Source organism: Nostoc favosum CHAB5714, from assembly GCF_020829495.1.
GTDB lineage: Bacteria > Cyanobacteriota > Cyanobacteriia > Cyanobacteriales > Nostocaceae > Nostoc > Nostoc favosum.
The window spans coordinates 37,592-55,041 of sequence record NZ_JAIVFQ010000048.1 but is presented as its reverse complement, the minus strand read 5'-3'; the positions used below and the strand labels follow the sequence as shown (position 1 = coordinate 55,041).

14 protein-coding genes and 1 pseudogene are annotated in these 17,450 nt (G+C 41.4%); 5 read left to right on the top strand and 10 right to left on the bottom strand.

Annotated elements, in window-relative coordinates; genetic code table 11:
* Nucleotides 1-449 precede the first annotated feature (449 nt).
* The 4 genes from LC586_RS24890 to LC586_RS24875 all read right to left on the bottom strand — a co-directional run bounded on the left by LC586_RS24890 (nt 450) and on the right by LC586_RS24875 (nt 6,051).
* Nucleotides 450-1,427, bottom strand: a complete 978-nt coding sequence (locus tag LC586_RS24890) for a hypothetical protein (RefSeq protein WP_229487340.1) — start codon at nt 1,425-1,427, stop codon at nt 450-452.
* A 263-nt stretch (nt 1,428-1,690) separates the two neighbouring features.
* Nucleotides 1,691-2,926, bottom strand: coding sequence for an MFS transporter (locus LC586_RS24885; protein ID WP_229487338.1), 1,236 nt, complete (start codon nt 2,924-2,926; stop codon nt 1,691-1,693).
* An 810-nt stretch (nt 2,927-3,736) separates the two neighbouring features.
* Nucleotides 3,737-4,546, bottom strand: coding sequence for a hypothetical protein (locus LC586_RS24880; RefSeq protein ID WP_229487336.1), 810 nt, complete (start codon nt 4,544-4,546; stop codon nt 3,737-3,739).
* Nucleotides 4,547-4,818: 272 nt separating this feature from the next.
* Nucleotides 4,819-6,051, bottom strand: a complete 1,233-nt coding sequence (locus tag LC586_RS24875; protein WP_229487334.1) for a calcium-binding protein — start codon at nt 6,049-6,051, stop codon at nt 4,819-4,821.
* Nucleotides 6,052-6,672: 621 nt separating this feature from the next.
* Here LC586_RS24875 and LC586_RS24870 point away from each other — a divergent pair.
* Nucleotides 6,673-6,906, top strand: a complete 234-nt coding sequence (locus LC586_RS24870) for a hypothetical protein (protein WP_229487332.1) — start codon at nt 6,673-6,675, stop codon at nt 6,904-6,906.
* Nucleotides 6,899-7,177, top strand: a complete 279-nt coding sequence (locus tag LC586_RS24865; protein WP_229487330.1) for a hypothetical protein — start codon at nt 6,899-6,901, stop codon at nt 7,175-7,177. Before LC586_RS24870 ends, LC586_RS24865 begins: the two co-directional genes overlap by 8 nt.
* A gap of 205 nt (nt 7,178-7,382) precedes the next feature.
* Here LC586_RS24865 and LC586_RS24860 read toward each other — a convergent pair whose 3' ends face one another.
* From LC586_RS24860 to LC586_RS24845, 4 genes are all read right to left on the bottom strand, one after another.
* Nucleotides 7,383-8,600 carry a glycosyltransferase family 4 protein gene (locus LC586_RS24860; RefSeq protein ID WP_229487328.1) on the bottom strand — a complete coding sequence of 406 codons (1,218 nt, stop codon included), beginning with the start codon at nt 8,598-8,600 and terminating at the stop codon, nt 7,383-7,385.
* 511 nt (nt 8,601-9,111) lie between these two features.
* The gene (locus LC586_RS24855; RefSeq protein ID WP_229487326.1) at nt 9,112-9,744 is read right to left on the bottom strand and encodes a response regulator transcription factor; all 633 of its coding nucleotides are present in this window, start codon (nt 9,742-9,744) and stop codon (nt 9,112-9,114) included.
* A complete protein-coding gene (locus LC586_RS24850; protein ID WP_229487324.1) occupies nt 9,741-10,577 on the bottom strand; it encodes a S1C family serine protease in 837 nt (278 codons plus the stop codon). Before LC586_RS24850 ends, LC586_RS24855 begins: the two co-directional genes overlap by 4 nt.
* Nucleotides 10,578-10,892: 315 nt before the next feature.
* Entirely contained in the window at nt 10,893-11,795 is a 903-nt protein-coding gene (locus LC586_RS24845; protein ID WP_229487322.1) for a S1C family serine protease, read from the bottom strand.
* Between the two features lie 287 nt (nt 11,796-12,082).
* Between LC586_RS24845 and LC586_RS24840 the strand changes: the two are divergent.
* A pseudogene (locus LC586_RS24840) lies at nt 12,083-12,646 on the top strand (uroporphyrinogen-III synthase); the annotation flags it as partial.
* A 145-nt stretch (nt 12,647-12,791) separates the two neighbouring features.
* Nucleotides 12,792-13,091 (top strand): 2Fe-2S iron-sulfur cluster-binding protein, encoded by a 300-nt coding sequence (locus LC586_RS24835; protein ID WP_229487320.1) that lies wholly within the window; start codon nt 12,792-12,794, stop codon nt 13,089-13,091.
* A 228-nt stretch (nt 13,092-13,319) separates the two neighbouring features.
* Here LC586_RS24835 and LC586_RS24830 read toward each other — a convergent pair whose 3' ends face one another.
* Nucleotides 13,320-13,769: an Hsp20/alpha crystallin family protein gene (locus LC586_RS24830; protein ID WP_229487318.1), complete on the bottom strand. Its 450-nt coding sequence runs from the start codon at nt 13,767-13,769 to the stop codon at nt 13,320-13,322.
* Between the two features lie 456 nt (nt 13,770-14,225).
* On the opposite strand from LC586_RS24830, the gene LC586_RS24825 reads away from it, so the two are divergent.
* Nucleotides 14,226-14,549, top strand: coding sequence for a DMT family transporter (locus LC586_RS24825; RefSeq protein WP_229487316.1), 324 nt, complete (start codon nt 14,226-14,228; stop codon nt 14,547-14,549).
* 554 nt (nt 14,550-15,103) lie between these two features.
* On the opposite strand, the gene LC586_RS24820 is transcribed toward LC586_RS24825, so the two are convergent.
* On the bottom strand, nt 15,104-17,311 hold the full coding sequence (locus tag LC586_RS24820) for a PAS domain S-box protein (RefSeq protein ID WP_229487314.1): 2,208 nt from the start codon (nt 17,309-17,311) through the stop codon (nt 15,104-15,106).
* Nucleotides 17,312-17,450: the final 139 nt, after the last annotated feature.

The window sequence follows — 17,450 nt, the reverse complement described above, 5'->3', positions numbered from 1 at the left end:
AAGTACCTCAACACGACTTTGAAGTACCTCAACACGACTTTGAAGTACCTCAACACGACTTTGAAGTACCTCAACACGACTTTGAAGTACCTCAACACGACTTTGAAGTACCTCAACACGACTTTGAGGTATCTGTTGCTTATATAGCAGTCCTAAATCATTCGTGAGAATTTGAGATCGTTTTAACCCCCCTGTAGTCCCCCCTTGGTAAGCTACGGTGTATAAACAAGTCGAATTACCCCCCTTAATCCCCCCGATATATTGGGGGGAAACAAGAAATCCAGTTCCCTCCCCTTTCTAAGGGGAGGGTTAGGGTGGGGTAAAACCCAGATTTATCAGCTACTTCCGACTTGTGTGTACACTGTAGCCAAGGCATCGGGGGGACGGCTTAGACATTGAAATCAAAAGTGCGATGCCTGCTCTGGGCTACGCCATCGCCTGATATCATATTACGTCTTGATAGGTAAACGAGAAATTGTCCATAAGATGAGCAGGAAGATTAAGTAAATTACGCCAACTAGCCCAAACTCAATCAGAGGAATATAGGTTACTTCGTAAATTCTGCCCAAGCCGCGTTCAGTCAATCCATAAACGGCCATTACACTCACTAAAAAGGCTCCGTAGATAGTACGTTTAGTCAAGATATTCACAGGTAGACCGTGGAGTTGAGTGAGTACTAAAATGCCAAGAAAACCAAAGAGAAATGTTGGCCACTTGCTTTGTCCTAACATCAAAGATACAACTAAACTATGTAAAACCACCGTAATTTCCAAAGTGAATGTCCACCAACGATTTACATGGCTGCGGTTAAATATCAACGACGATTGGAGCAGAAGCAAGAACATATAGAGAAAACCAATCAAGTGCCCCAAAGTCGCTTCCATTGGATGATACCAAAAGGTGTAGATAGCGGCAAAGGAGAAAAAGTAGCCGTGGTACAGCTTGATAATTTGCAAAAACTGTTGATGGAATGGAACAGAATTGCCAAAAAACAAACCGCGTCGAGGCGTTTCCAAAATTAGTACGAAGACTAGTAGCAGGACAACCGCACCTTGAGAAGCCCAAATTGAGGTATCTTGAGCTAGAGCATCGTACCAAATATAGGTCTGGAGGAAGTGTAAAGCGATGAATACACCATTAATAGCAAGCATGAGGTAATTAATTGGGTGCAAGGCTGATTTGTATTTCAACTGCGATCGCTGCGCCCACCAGATACACCCCCAAATGCTAAACTGATGCCCAAGGTACATACCCCAAGCCGTCGCTCGACTCCAAAAGGTTGGTTGGGGAAGCTTCCAGTAATACCAGTTTAATCCTTGGTCAGGAAGTTTAGTGATGCTTGCAGGAATGCTCCCACCTACCCAAATTGCATAAGTGAGAAGGATGCTTACAAAGATGCCTAAAAACAATACTCGGCGACCTGTCATATTAATTCGTAATTCGTAATTCGTAATAAAAAGGGGGGAATAATTTTCTCAAAGTTCTCCAATTTATCGGAGGATCTAAAGTTTTAGATACATCAGCCATCAATACGCTTGGGTTAAGCCCAAAAAATAAAAATGTGTAGGTTGGGTTGAGGGACGAAACCCAACATTTTCGGCCATTTGTTGGGTAACACTAAAGTTCAACCCAACCTACAATTATCCTTAACCCAAGCGTATTGCATCAGCCATGACTTTTAAAAGATCCTCTAAGACCTAGATTGTAAGGCTAGACGTTCTGTCTTTTGTTCAGATGCGCTTGTAGTCACTCGCAAACTAAGAGTCAAAGCTACCAGCATTACTAAAGAGCCGCTTAAAAAAGGAGCAGAACTCCCAAATTTCATAAAACTAACCCCTGCCCATATTGGCCCACCGATGCGTGCCAACGCAGAGCAAGAACTAGCAATACCTAATATTTGTCCTTGTTCTTCTGGGGCTGTCATTTGGGAAATCAGGCTGTTCAATATTGGTTGGCTAAGACTAATTCCCCATGCTACAAACGTGGTAGCAACCAACACTAAAATTAAGCTTTGTGAAAAGCCAATTAGCAGTAATCCTAAACCTAATCCTAATATCCCCAAAATCAGTAACTTGATTTCACCGAAGTATTTCTTGAGGAATCCGATGAGTCCTCCTTGAATGATTGTGCTGACAATTCCCATGAAGGCAAAAAGATAACTAGTTTGTTGAGGGCCCCAGTTTAATTGCTGCTTTGACCATAAAGCCAATGTAGAGTCCATAGCTGCAACAGCAAAGGTAACAAAAAAGTAGATGCCAACAAGCAAGCCAAACTGTGGACGTTGTGACAGCTGTAGCAAATTCAGCCGTCGCTGACGGTGGCGATGAACTTGAATTTTAGCTTTAGTCTCAGAATTTAGAGATTCTGGAAGTAACATCAAAGCACAAAGCAATGCTAATAAAGATAATCCGGCTGCGAACAACGAGGGTAGATGAAAGTTAGCATTGTTCGGATCAGACCCGATCAGAAGACCGCCAATAGCTGGGCCGAGAATGAAGCCAAGACCAAAAGCTGCTCCGATTATGCCCATGCCACGAGATCGATTAGCTGGCGTGGTAATATCTGCTATGTACGCCTGAGCAGTACTAATATTCCCTGCCATAATCCCGGCAAGACTACGAGCAATAAACAAAATCCATAATGAGTTGGCAAAGCCTAACCCTGCGTATGCAATTACAGAACCTAATAAAGTAAGTAATAAAATCGGACGACGACCGTAGCGATCGCTAAACTTGCCCCATAATGGTGCAAATAAGAACTGCATTAAAGAATAAATAGCTACAAGTAGTGTCGCTTCATTAGGTTTTGCGCCGAATTGTTCAGCATACAAAGGCAGTATCGGCAGGATAATTCCAAAGCCGAGCAAGTCTATAAATACAGTCAAAAATAAGACGAATATAGCCCTGCTATTATTTTTACTCTCCATAGTGCAATTCACTTTTATCAAAATATGTGTAATATCGATTACCAGAGCTTAAGACTCAAGTCTGACCAAGCCTGATTTGATGCAGCTTCTTAGAGAATTGGTATAACTTGGATTAATTTTATGGACATTAGGGAATGCTTGATAATCAAGAGCAATTAAACGCAACCAGTAATCATCTTAAGCAATATGATTGAATTTGAGTGTGGTTGAGCAAAATAGCATGGAACAAACCCACTATAAAAATCAAGCCAATAATACTACTAATAAAAGCAACTATGACTTCGTGCTTCCGTATAGCTTTTTGTATCTTAACGTCTATGATGTGTTCTAATTCTTTGTATGACATTGACTTTAATATTGCTAAAAATAAAAATTATGTTGAGCTTACGTTTGACAGAAGTTTGAGTATGCTCGAAACCTCGAATTTATTCAATGACGAATTATTTCGACGCTCGCTGTGGGAGTGTCAAAATAATTCCTCAGTGATAATACTCGCCTCTGGCGAACAATAAGCTAAGTAATTGTTTACTACAATCACTCTTAGGCGATTTCCGGAAAATAAATTATTTGATATAGGATTTTTATTTGATTGCGTAAAAAAACTCGCCCTCTACTTGAAAAGTCTGATTTCCTACTCCCTGCCTAACGAAAAAGCAAGTTTGCGTACCCCTACGACAATCTTGCTAGCCAGAGCGTCTCGTAGAGAGCGTTTTCCAAACCACCCAATTCAGAGATTTTGGTGTGGGCTGCTGTACCCTCTTCAATTACGAATTAGGTAGCTTGCTTCTCGCTGGAGGTGAGTATTACGAATTAGCAATTATTTGGCCAAGAGCGTTGGCGTAGTTTTAAAACAGCACCTGAAATACCAAAAGCTAATATCGCTAAGGTAAAACTTGGTTCAGGAGCTGCAACAATACTTACCTTATTAATAGCCAAGCCGTATTGTGGAGCAGAACTGCTAAAAACGAGTCGTGAGATGTTTGGAGTGTCACTACGAACCCCCAAGAAGACTGCTGAGTTATCTAATGCTAGCGACGAAGTACTGAGAACTGAGAAACTACCCAACAAGTTATTGCTGCTATCAAAAGCGTTGATAAAAGTTTCAACTTCTAAATTACTAATATCTACAGCTATCTGAGTACCAGCGCCATAAACAGGCTGGGCAAAACTAATGCTCAAAGGGCCTCCGTTACCCTGAGTACGAGGATCAGGAGAACCAGGAGGAAGAGGTTGAAATCCTGTTGGGTTTATACCTCCGAAGAGAATAAAGTCTCCTTGGGCGAAGTTAGTCCGAATGCCAGGTGGAGGTAACGTTTGAAAGATAAACGGTGGAGTAATCTGAGGATTATTAGTTGGAGTTATATTTACATCTAAGCCTAAACCACCTTGGGATGTTGCTAAAAAAGAGTTAGGTAAAAAAACAGAAAAGTCAGGCGCAGAGGGATTGAATACTTTACCTAAACTTCCCCAATCAACTTCATCATTACCTCCTAAAAGAGCGCGTTCATTTACTAAAAACGTAGCTGCTTGAACTGGTAATGAAAGAACCGTTATTATGGCTGTAATTGCTGGTAAATACTTAACAGATAACTTAAATAACTGATTGATCGTAAATGCCACAAGGTTTACTCCTTAATTTTGTAGAATAATATCATCAAAATGGAATAATTCAACACCCAGGATGAGGCAGTGCGTTGCTCTGATCGAGAGAGTTAAAGCAACTGTTGTGTTCAATGGTTAGGTTGCAAAAAAATTTTGAGGTCTAGCTGCTGGTAGCTGATATAATTCATACTTTGATCAGCCCAACCTATTTTTTTTGCAACCTAACTTTTACCCTGATAACAAACTGCAAAAAGCTTTAACTTATGATGGAGTTGGGAATTTTAGGAATTTTACACCAACTGAATACTCACATTGGATGAGAGATTTTCAACGAAGGCAAATTGATTTCCTAAGAAAGACAACTTCCCGCTAGAGGTGTCGTATAAAAAGTCGCTACTATTAGTAGTACCAAACCCTACTTTAGAAACTTGGATTACGTCGCCCTGAGCAAAATTGTAATCTTTGATGATGTCAAGACCCTCCTTAGCAGTGTTGAAGATAAACTTATCTGCACCAAAGCCACCTGTGAGAACATCGTTACCTTCTCCACCGATGATGGTGTCATTACCTAAGCCACCGATGATGGTGTCATTGCCTAAGCCACCGACTAATCGGTTATCTTGGCTATCCCCAGTAATGCTGTCACTTTCATTTGTACCGATCAGATTGTCAAAGTTCACTACATTGAATGTTAATGTTCCCAAACCAGGAACGTTACTGGCAGAGATCGTTTGGGCTTCTAGGTTAGCGGTGGCAGATACGCCAGACAAAGATTGAGACGCATCTATGGTATTGTCGGCAACACTAGCATCAGCAATAACTGTTTCTACTTTAAAGACTTGATCTGTTCCAAATCCATCAGCTTTGATAATTGTCCCTACACCTGAGAGGGTGATGGCTTTACCTAGTTTGCTGTAGTCTGCTTTATCAAAGCCATCCCCGCCATTGATGCTGTCGTTACCGCGACTGCCATTGAAGGTGTCATCGCCTGCACCACCTATCAACGTGTCATTGCCCAGTCCACCATCAATCACGTCATTGCCACCTCTACCATCAATTAGGTCATCACCAGCCAGACCAGTTAATTGATTATTTTGACTATCGCCCTTAATGCTGTCAGCCTCATTTGTGCCAACGACATTGGCAATGTTGGCTATTTTGAATGTTAATGTTCCCAAACCAGGAACATTATTGACAGAGATAGTTTGGGCTTCTAGGTCAGCGGTGATAGATACCCCAGACAAAGATTGAGACACATCGATGGTGTTATTAGCATCTTCACCATCGATTACGTTATTTTCCTGCTCAAGGAAGATATTACCATTGTCTCCATCAAAAATATTACCACTATTGATTACGTTGTTTCCCTGGTTAAGCAAGATATTGCCATTGCTTCCATCAAAAATATTACCACTATTGATTACGTTGTTTCCCTGGTTAAGCAAGATATTGCCATTGCTTCCATCAAAAATATTACCACCAACGATGGAGACAGAATTTTCAGGAGTTAGAACCGTGAGCATAATATATACCTTTGTAGTTTTACAGATCAAATGTATTTGACCGTTGTAATACTTGCATGATAAAAGCCCTTAAATTATAAAATTCTGATGAAATCATCTTAAACATAATTAATGTTCTTTTATATATCTGATCAACGAAAGATGCATAGGGATTTAAATTTCCCAAAAATGCGTTCTTACATCGAAAATCTTGAGAATTAATAACATTAGGGATTATATACTTTAGGCTTTACGCATTGACAATAAATATCAAATATGGATTAAGGTTAAAAACCATATCTTTCGTAAGGGCTAAGCATTGCTGTGCCCCTACAGCATGGTCTATTTGCGATCGCAGATAATTCAGAAAAGCCTGAAAACTTCCTATGCATTTGTATAGTACCTAAGTCACGCGCTTGTCTTATTTACGACACACTGCGCAAAGAAAGACACCCAAAGGGGTACGCCAACGTCTTCTGGTGCATCTGCTCGCATCTCAGACTTATTTGCCTAATTTCGGATACATTACCGCAAATGCGCTGATACTTTGTTTTCGCCTCTTCATAAAATCCGCAAAAACACCGTTACGCTATTTGAACTTGTGATCAAAACTTAGAGCATCCAGTTTATTAGGGCGTGTTTATGACCAACCCTGTAAAGACGGTTATCCAAGTCAATCTGGAGATGGCTCTAGAAGTAGCTCAAGAATTGGAGCAAGCTCCATACACTCAACTCGGTGCTTATTGTTTGGAGATTTTGCGGGAGATAGGATGTGCTGGTACTGAACTCCCACTTAACTTACAAACTCGCAATCAGCAGCTAAACTTTATCACAGGCTTTGCGTCTTATGCTTTTGGAGAGGTACAAAATGTATAAAGCATTAATTGAAGATATATTTTCTGATCCAGAAGAGGCAGAAGAAACTATTCCTGCTACAGATAAAGATTTGTTAATTTTAACAGAAAAATTTTTAGGATTTGAAATTCCTTCAAAGGTTTTCTTACAAGCTATAGCCATTGCTGATTACGATGGTGCAGCTGCTTTCCGCTACGTTAATAATTATTTGACTACTCTCAAAAATAAAAATAAGCGTAAGCATAAGAAATTACTTGTGTTAGGTGCTTCAACTAAATACGACAATAATTGATGTGTTTCTTTACAAGCTAACCCTGAACCAATCCGATTTAGATAAGATAATTTGTATAGCCGATGTAGAGACTTTGCATTACAACGTCTCTACACACATTTGTCCCACACCGACAAGAAAGAAGAATTAGAATTTATCTAGAAGCTAGTGGTGGGATCTCTATTAAATCAAGCATTTTTATGTGTGTGCTAATTACAAATTAGTATTAATCTTTTTTAAGACACACTTGTTCATAACTTTTACCAGCAATATCCCAAGTGAATTCTGTTTCTACCAGTTGTCTGCCGTTGTGAGACAATTGTGAACGCTGATGTGGATGCTCAAATAGTTGACTAATAGCGGTGACGTACTCTGCCGGTTTGTTTGCTCGTAATGCCCGTAATGGATGACTAGCACCATCTACGGCTAATCCTTCTAAGCCGCGATCGCTAGCCACTATAGGTACACCAGATGCCATTGCCTCTAAAGTTTTATTTTTAATGCCAAACCCAGTCCGCATCGGTACAACGCAGATGGTGGCTTGATGTAAATATTTTACCATCGAAGGCACACGCCCAATCACATTAATTCCTGGTTTTTGCTCAAGTGCTAAAACTTCTGACACCGGATGAGAACCGACAATATCGAAAGTTGTATCAGGATACAATTTTTGGATTTCTGGCAAAACTTCGTTGCTGAAAAAGCAGACAGCATCAATGTTTGCCAAATTATCCATTGCACCAATGAAAATTAAATTGTGTCCACCTGGATCGGTGGTACGGTTGGGGAAAGAAACTAAATCTACACCATTGGGAATAACTGTAATTTCACTATTGGGGTTAAACTCTTGTAGTTGAATTTTATCTTCTTCTGTTGTCGCAACAATTGCCGAAAATTTAGCACAGTAGCTTTGCTCATAACGCCGCAAAAGTGGCAGATTAATTTTGTCTCTGAGAGAATTTTCGGAAATGCCCGTTGATAGTTGGTTGCGACAAGTAGCGTAAACTGAACTATGAATATTAACTATAGTTTTTAGTTGTTTGGGAAAATGCGAACGTACATAAATTTCATTGACGCTATGTTCGCAGGTAATTACATCGCATTTCCCCGCTTCCACCCAGTTATCAACCCATGTTTGCATCTCAACTGAGTAGCGGTTGAGTACGCTTGGTGGTGTTCCCTGTTGCAAAAATTTACTAAATCGCTGTATTTTATTCAATATTCCGGTGGTTGCAGAATCTGGCGGGCGTTCAAAAATGGCTAGATGATCCACACAATCGCGTAATTCTGCTACTTCTGCGTCTGTAACATCGCCCTCGCGTTGAGTCACCAGGGTAATACTATGGCGTTGACTAAGGTATTTAAGTAAATTAAATGTCCTGACTTGGGTTCCCCCGCGCGTTGGTGGGTAGGGAAAGGTGGAAGAGAGCATTAAGATGTTCATATAAGTGATGAATCAAATGTGATATATACAGCATCACCTCATTGGAGATGTATGTCATTACTTGATATGAATAGACCTCTCTCCTTAAAGGAGCTACGGTGTACACACAAGTTCTGTCCCCATACGTTTCAACTCTTTTACCCACATTTTTGTCAGAGTTAAACTGTCACACTTACTGACATCCCGCCCAGAACTAAAGTTCAGGGCTAATAGCTTAAGTCCACTTAAGTGGACTGAATAATCAATTTAGTCCACTTAAGTGGACTTCAGCTATGAGACTCGGAATTCATTCCGAGGCGGGATAGAAACGCAGTGCGAGATATTAATAAAGATATGGCTGCGACAAGACTTGTGTGTACACCGTAGCCTAAAACGAGAGAGGCTTTGATGCTACTCCGCTTCCCTTGCAGGCAAGGAAGGGGCTGGGGGTTGGGTATTTTTTTATAGTTTACTCAACTGAAAATCTCTGTATGCAAGAGGTCTATTGCATTCAACCGATAATCACTAAAGATCACAGCATAATCAAACCTAGTCTGACACCCACAGCAACAGCCTCAGTGCGGCTGGAGACACTGAGCTTTTGAAAAATGGATGAGAGATGAAATTTGACGGTATGCTCTGAAATGTGCAAGCTTTTAGCGATCGCTTTATTCCCCATCCCAGAACCAAGCATACCTAAAACCTCTATCTCGCGTGGTGTCAAGGTTTGTACAGGATTCGCCACCACTTTCTCCCGGATAGACAGTAATTCTACAGCATCCGGGTGCAGCACCACCAAACCAAAAGCGATCGCTTCCACAGCAGCAACAATTTCTGATTCTGTGCTAGTACTGGGCAATATCCCCCGGATACCAGAACGTAACCCCGTCTCTAAGTCGATACTGTCGAGTTCCTCAACAATGACGATCATTCCTAATGGGTATTGCTGTTCTTGAATAACCAGCAATTTTTCCCACACCGATTGTTGAACATTGCCACTCAAATCTACCAGCACCACATCTGGTTGTAATTGCCCAACTTCCCTTGCCAATATATCCAAATCGGATGCACTACCTACAACCGTCAGCCGAGGATTGGTAGTTACCACAGCTGATAACCCTGCCCGTACTACAGGGGAAGTGGCAACTACCATCACTCGGATCATGTCGCCTCCACAGCAGTTTTACCAGCTTGCACCTCAACATAAATCACGAATTGCTTCCCACCGCGTAGGAGTTGTAGCGGTACAGATCCTTTACTGTCATACAGATATTTAGTTAAATCATTGATGCTAGTGAATAATCGCCCCGAAACTCCAATTAAAACATCGCCGATTTGTACACCAGCAGTTTCTGCAGCACTGTTAGGTAAAATTGACAACACTAATAAACCCAAGCTACGCCTACTTAAAAGCACAGGTTGCAGTGTAACTCCCAGTTGCGGACGACTATTTCCCTGTAAAAAACGCTCAACGGTGTTGCTGGGAACTGCCACAGCCAAACCATTAACAATCATCGTATTAATTCCCACAACAAGGCCTTGACAGTCGGCAAGTGGCCCCCCAGAGTTTCCAGGATACAGCTGCAAATCAGCCATAACAGCTCGTGGATTATTTGCATAGATAATTCCAGTTGTCACAGCACCACTGTCAGCAAAGGGATTACCCACCGCCAAAACTAATTCACCCACTCGTAGCGCCTCAGAATTACCAATGGTTGCAGCAGTTAAATTAGTGGCGACAATTTTCAGTGCTGCTAAATCCTGCTGTGGATCAAATTGTGTCCGCACCGCATCAAATACCCTTCCGTCTGCCAATTCCACAGTTGCGCGGTTGCTGGTTGCGACATGGGCATTAGTAATAATTAGTCCGTCAGATTGCCAAATTACACCGGAACCGACTCCCAGAGAGCCGCTTTTCACTTTGACAGTGCGATCGCGTAGTTTAGCAGCTACCTCTGTTAATTCAGTAGCGATGTTAGTTAATGTTGTGTTTGCCATGTTATACAATTTTTCCCCATGTCAAAATAGAATCTGTTGGCTGACAATAGTTTTTAGTCGAAGTTTCGAGTTCAGAAGCTCAACGTTCGAGTAAAAAGGTGGAAGTTCCGAGTTCAGAAGCTGAACGTCCGAGTAAAAAGGTGGAAGTTCCGAGTTCAGAAGCTCAACGTTCGAGCAAAAAGGCTGAAGTTCCGAGTTCAGAAGCTCAACGTTCGAGTAAAAAGGTCGAAGTTTCGAGTTCAGAAGCTCAACGTTCGAGTTCCAAGCTCGGCCTCCCAACTTCCAAATTACGAATTACGAATTACGAATTACGAATTACAAAGGTCGTTCGCCAACTGCGATCGCTAACTCAACTAACACTCCACCCCGGACAACTTGCACATTGACAGTTTTACCAATGCGATCGCTACTATTGAGCAACGCCAGTACATCACCTGTATCACCCACAGTTACGCCATCGAACGTTACCAAAACATCGCCAAGCAGCACACCTGCATTGTCAGCAGGCCCAGAAGACTCAACATTAACGACAATTACCCCAGTTGCAGAAGTTAAATTGAGAGCAGTTTTTAGGTTATTTGGTAAGCGTACAGGTTGCATTCCCACACCCAAGTAGCCTTTTGAAATGCGTCCTTTTGCTACTAATTGGTTAACCACGCGATCGACTGTAGCAGTGGGAATAGTCAGAGCAGTACCACGTCGCCCCGATGTATTCATGCCTACAACAAAACCAGCAGCATCTACGAGCGGCCCACCTGCAAAACCAGAGTAAAGGGTGATGTCTGGGCGGATGAATTGGTCAATATTCCCGCCATTCATACTCCGCCAAGCACCGCTAACCACACTCACCGCACCCATCGCCGCCCTTAAGTCACCTTCGCTACCTCTTGCCAGTCCTAACACGAGATGACCAACTTTGAGCGTTTTAGCATCGCCAACTTTTGCCACAGGAATTTCTAGATTTTCTAGTTTAAAAACAGCGATATCAGTGCTAGAGTCATGACCAATGAGTGTTACTGGTGCAGTACTACCATTTGATAAAGTGATGGTGATGTCGTCATAGCGCTGGAGTGACTCATCAGAGGTAACAATGATGCCATTACGCCAGTGAATACCACTTGGGGAAACACGATTACCCGCATTTACCGCAACCACAGCACTTCCAGCTTGTTCTACGGTGTCAGCTAAATTGTTGGATAAAGCCAGTAATGAAGACATAAGATTTTTCTGCAAACGTTCTTAGATGTTCATATCGTCCCGTTTTATCAACCCAGATGGCATCGGAAAAATGGGGAGAATTCATCCTAGAAAAATGGCTAGGATTTATATAGCAATCCTGAATCATTGGTGAGGAAAAAGCTCCGTGACTTCTCAAATAATTCGCGGTTCTGCGGGTTGCAATTCTCACAAATCAAATAGGATTGCTCAATACCAGCATTTTTTCAATCTTCTGCTTCGTTGCCATCCCGCCTTGGAATAAATTCCGAGGCTAATAGCTAAACTCCTCTCAGCTACGAAAATGCCAATTATGTGCTTTAGGGAAAGACGCAGAAAGCTTATTATCTTTTTCTGGAAAAGTGGATTTAATTCCAACAGAATCTAGCCCAGCCGGAATTGTAGCTGAATTAGCGAAACTTCCGCAAATTCACGAGAAGAAAGTACTGATACCTGCTCCAGAAGTTGTTGGTTTGCCTGAGCCTGATATTGTACCTAATTTGATTACGGATTTGCAGCAATTGGGCATAGAAGTAACTCGCGTACCCACATATATTACACAGGGCTTAAACACAAGTATCTACAGTATTGAATTAAATCTGATTCGTCAAGGAATGATCGATGTAATTGCCTTTAGTAGCACGGCGGAAGTAGAAAGCTTTTTAACAATGGTCAACTCCCAAAGCGATTATGAAAACTGTATAATTGCATGTTTCGGCCCTTATACAACTGCTAATGCACGAAAGTTGGGTGTGAATGTTTCCATCGTGGCTAAGGATTATAGTTCATTTGAGGGATTTGCTGAAGCGATGTCTACGACGGGCTACGCCTACGCAAGATTTTTTCCTGTGTAAATTTGGTCTGAAGCTTTTGGTACATGTAAACTAGCCCCACTAATCGCTTGAGAATCTAAAACAGTCAACCACAATCAACTCTAGACTAGCAGCACATAAACCCGTAGTATCGAATATGGAGTTTATATGAGTTAGGAATTGTTACATGGCAACTTATAAGGTTACATTACGTACCCCAGACGGCGAAAAAGTAATTGACGTTCCTGATGATGAGTACATTCTAGAGATCGCTAACGAGGAATATGAGCTTGATTTGCCCTATTCTTGTAACGCTGGTTCTTGCTCTACCTGCACCGGTAAGCTGATTTCAGGTACAGTTGACCAATCAGATCAGAACTTCTTAGACAACGATCAAATGGACGAAGGATTTGTCCTCACCTGCGTTGCCAAGCCCACTTCTGATTGCGTCATCGAAACCGAGCAAGAAGAAGCGCTTAATGGTTAACTAAGAAATATGGATTTAATAAAGAGCAAGTTTCGTAGGGTGCGTTAAAATATTCCTCCTAGCGCACCTAAAATCTGAGGTGGTGTATAACACACTGTAAAAGATTTAAAATTTTGCACTTTCCTAATAAATCTGTATAGGCTGAGTAATTCACGCAAAAAAGCGCTCCCCTTTTGGAGAGCGCTTTTTATTTAGTTTAATAGATAGCGAGCAGATATAAAGCTGAAATTAGCCAGATGATGCTAGATTAACTTTGACAACTTTATTCTTTTCTTCTTCAGCTTTGGGTAGCGTCAGGTTCAAGATGCCATCTTTATAATCTGCCGTAACATTGGTATTTTGAATCCGAGCAGGTAAAGGAATTACACGTTGGAATTTACCATAGTGGAATTCGCTTTTGATTACACCTTTATCTTCAGATTTTGCTTCAGACTTCCGCTCACCGCTCAGGTATACAGCTTTTTCTGTAACTTGCAAATCCAAGTCTTTAGCTTCAATTCCCGGAAGTTCTAGCAACAGAAGAATTGCATCTTCAGTTTCTTTTAACTCAGCAGCCGGAACTCTGGATAAACCTCTATCCAAAAATGCAGTTGGCAAAGTATCTTCATCAAATAAGCGATTGATTTGACGTTGTATGGTGTTAAATTCTTGCCAGGGGTTCAAACGTACTAATGTCATATCTCTACCTCGGATAATCACTATCTTTATTGCCTAAGTAATTGAGGATTTGATTCCTTGCTTTGTTCTTATAGTATTTAAAAATAAAAGTGGGGTAAATTCGGTTTTTATCACCTGAGTGATGATGATTCCCGATCCAGAAACTACGTGAAGGGACAAGACCGCGCTGGCTCCCCTTAAAAAAGGGGAAACCGGAATCAAAGTCCCCCAATTTATCGGGGAGCCACTGCGGTCTTGGGGTCTCCCCAAGTGAAGCAAGTGGCGTGCATTTAGAGGGATCTAAAACTTTTGATACCGACAAGAGGACTTTTCAAACATCTTCTTAAAGCTTGCAACGCTAGCGTATCCTACAAATTTTTAGTAGATTCATGCGAATAATGATAATAATTCGACCTGTTTTATTTTTTTATTTGGATAAGATAATAAGAGATTCCTCACAAACTGCTGATAACAGATATGTCAACAAGTTGGATTTACCTTATCGCCGCAATCCTCTTTGAAGTTTCAGGCACAACTTGCATGAAGTTATCGCAAGGATTTACTAAAATAGGCCCTTCCATATTAATAGCTGTCTTTTATGGACTTTGTTTTACTTTTTTGACCCTTGCTCTCAAGAAACTTGAAGTGAGTGTAGCTTATTCTGTTTGGGCTGGATTAGGAACTGTCTTAATTGCTATTATTGGTATTCTTTGGTTTCGTGAATCTGTCACACTTATCAAACTCATTTCCATCGCCTTAATAATCATGGGGGTTATTGGCATAAATGCAAGTGGGGGATAGAAATTAGGCGGCTCATCTATCATCAGGTTTACCAATCCAATAACGCAGGTAGTGATTTTTTTACAAGAGACAAATAACGAGTTATTTCTCGATTAAGACTTACGCATCAAGTACGAAATGTAGGGGCAATACCCTGCGGGAAGCCGCTTTGTGTCTACATGAATTGCCCCTACAATAAATCAAGACTTTCACTGGCTTTTTGCGTAAGTCCTATCGATAATCCTGCATTATTACCATTGGCATCATTAACGCAGACAAATATGTAATATCATGTCCGCCAAATTACCCATAATAAAAGAACCCCACCCCCAACCCCTCCCCTCTCGAAGAGCGGGGAGTAATATCATGTCCGCATAATTAGTTATGCTAACCACAGTCATTACACCCCACCCCCAACCCCTCCCCGCAAGCAGGAGGGGAGACAAAGCGACGATTGTCGGGGTGGGGTTCTTAGGGTTTAATAAGTAATCAAGCGGACATAATATAAAAGCTGCGCTTTGGCTCTTTGGGGTTTTGGGTATTATGCTTAATTGCCCGGACATCATATAAATCAATTAGCCATCTCCTGTAACTGATTCTAGTTCTGGAGACAGCAAATGTGTGTCTCTGAATGTTGAGGCAGGCAAGTACACTGTAAATTGAGTCCCTCTGCCTACCTGACTGTAAACATTGGCAAAACCACCGTGATTTTTAATGATACTCAACGCCGTGGAAAGTCCTAAACCTGTACCTTTGCCTACCTCTTTGGTAGTGAAAAATGGTTCAAAAATTCGTTGCTGGACTTCCGCCGACATCCCCATGCCGGTATCCGTCACCACGATCGCAATATAAGAACCCACTTTAGCATCAATATTTATCTGGGCAGAATGTTCACCAATCACCAGATTTTCCGCCGCAATTCTCAATATACCGCCATTGGGCATAGCATCGCGGGCATTAACTACTAAATTTATCAACACCTGATGTAGTTGAGTTGCGTCTCCACGGACATACCACAGATTTTTAGGGATATCTGTTTGGCAAATGATGGATTTGGGGAATGTTTGAGTGATAATTTGCTCAATTTCTGCCATCAAAGGCTGAATTTGGACAATTGTCTGTTTACCTTCGATGCCCCGTGCAAAAGATAACACTTGCTTGAGCAAATTAGCGCCGCGTTTAACATTATTTTCTAAAGTTTGCAGTATTTGTTGACTCTGCGAATCGGGCAATTTCTTCTGCAATATTTGAACTGACATTAAAATTGGAGATAGTATATTGTTCAGGTCATGGACTATACCGCCAGCTAATGTACCGATACTCTCCAAACGTTGCGATCGCAGAAGTTGAGCTTCCAGTTGTTTCTGCTGCGTAATCTCGGTGTTCACACTCAAAATGGATTTAGGTTGTCCATTATCATCTCGGATCAGTATCCACCGACTTTCAACGATAATTACTTTCCCTTCCCTTGTCAGTTGATGCAACTCACCCCGCCACTCACCCGTATTCATCACCCTCAAGTAAGCATCTTCTAGCTGTGGTGAAATGTCTTTATACAAAAGTTGCAAAACATTCTTACCGACAATTTCCTCGCTCTTCCAGCCGTACAGACGTTCAGCACCTTGATTCCAAAACAATATTTGGTTGTGGATATTTCGCACCAGAATCGCATCACTTGATACATCCAGCAGCAACCCTTGTTCACGGATTTTCTGTTCTGCCTGTTTTTGCTGGGTTATATCTCGCATCAGTGCCAAATGGATGAACGTGCCATCAGATTCAGATTCGTTACCTAGTGGTACGGCATGAGTTTCCATGTAGCGACGAGTACCTTTAAATCCCACGATTTCAAACTCCAAAGTCCCCTTATTACCTTGGCAGACACTTTTATGCAAGTTGGCAAAGGCTGCTCTATAATCTGGTACAATTACGGCATCAATTGGTTTACCAATCAATACATCAGCACTTTCCACTTCCATTATTGCCAGCCCATAGGCATTAATTTCTAAAAGGGTTCCATCCCTGGCAATTAACTGGATGCATTCTGGTTCTGCATCTATCATGGCTCGTAAACGATTTTCGCTTTGGCGTAAAGCCAGTTCCGTCTGCTGAAGTTGCCTGATATAACGCCACAACAAGTCATAGAGCAGCACCACCAGCACTAAATCCACAACAGCAGCGATAAAAAATGTAACTATTGCCTTTTGGGAACTTGCTTGCGACTGCTGCATTCCCTGCTGTAATAAATTTTGCTCTACCTCTAAAGAGTCGTGAATAAGCTGTTGGATTTCTTTGCCGGGTTGCTTGTTTTTGTCAGATAAGATTCGCTGCCGAACTGCTTCAAATCCCTGGTTTTGTCTGAGGGAAATCTCTTGTTGCAGGATGTTGAGCCTGTTGCTAATTTTCGGCTCCAGCAAAGAAATCCACTGCCGCTTTTGATGGTTATCAGCAGTTAAATTGCTGAGAATCTGAATATTCCTATTAGTTTGTTGATAAGCTGCAAGATAGGTTTTTAGCTCATCTGCATCTGCTGTAATTAGGTAATTACGTTGTGCAGTTTCAGTGTCTTTGAGCGTAGATTGGATACTTTCAAGTTGAGTAACCACTTTATAGGAGGATGTCACCCATTGCTGGTTGTGAATCAGCTTAACAGTGTTGCTATATGAGACTACAGCATTAGTAAATACAACTGCCAATGCTAGGATGAATATTGCTTTCAGCTTTTGGACTCGATACCCTTTTTTGATCATGCGATCGCCCTTCCTGCCGCAGATGCCCTCCATCAGTTAAAATTAAACATTAAAAACAAATACTGAGAATATTTTAATGATTGTGACAGCACGGGTAACAAAATACAATCTCTTCAAGTTGTAAATATCTGGATTTTTTAGGATGATTATTTATACATAATAGTCAGAAATA

Excerpts from the sequence above, each read along its gene's own strand:
- LC586_RS24890 (WP_229487340.1), bottom strand. The coding sequence starts at position 1,427 with ATGACAGGTCGCCGAGTATTGTTTTTAGGCATCTTTGTAAGCATCCTT.
- LC586_RS24885 (WP_229487338.1), bottom strand. The coding sequence starts at position 2,926 with ATGGAGAGTAAAAATAATAGCAGGGCTATATTCGTCTTATTTTTGACT.
- LC586_RS24875 (WP_229487334.1), bottom strand. The coding sequence starts at position 6,051 with ATGCTCACGGTTCTAACTCCTGAAAATTCTGTCTCCATCGTTGGTGGT.
- LC586_RS24870 (WP_229487332.1), top strand. The coding sequence starts at position 6,673 with ATGACCAACCCTGTAAAGACGGTTATCCAAGTCAATCTGGAGATGGCT.
- LC586_RS24865 (WP_229487330.1), top strand. The coding sequence starts at position 6,899 with ATGTATAAAGCATTAATTGAAGATATATTTTCTGATCCAGAAGAGGCA.
- LC586_RS24860 (WP_229487328.1), bottom strand. The coding sequence starts at position 8,600 with ATGAACATCTTAATGCTCTCTTCCACCTTTCCCTACCCACCAACGCGC.
- LC586_RS24855 (WP_229487326.1), bottom strand. The coding sequence starts at position 9,744 with ATGATCCGAGTGATGGTAGTTGCCACTTCCCCTGTAGTACGGGCAGGG.
- LC586_RS24850 (WP_229487324.1), bottom strand. The coding sequence starts at position 10,577 with ATGGCAAACACAACATTAACTAACATCGCTACTGAATTAACAGAGGTA.
- LC586_RS24845 (WP_229487322.1), bottom strand. The coding sequence starts at position 11,795 with ATGTCTTCATTACTGGCTTTATCCAACAATTTAGCTGACACCGTAGAA.
- LC586_RS24835 (WP_229487320.1), top strand. The coding sequence starts at position 12,792 with ATGGCAACTTATAAGGTTACATTACGTACCCCAGACGGCGAAAAAGTA.
- LC586_RS24830 (WP_229487318.1), bottom strand. The coding sequence starts at position 13,769 with ATGACATTAGTACGTTTGAACCCCTGGCAAGAATTTAACACCATACAA.
- LC586_RS24825 (WP_229487316.1), top strand. The coding sequence starts at position 14,226 with ATGTCAACAAGTTGGATTTACCTTATCGCCGCAATCCTCTTTGAAGTT.
- LC586_RS24820 (WP_229487314.1), bottom strand. The coding sequence starts at position 17,311 with ATGGAGGGCATCTGCGGCAGGAAGGGCGATCGCATGATCAAAAAAGGG.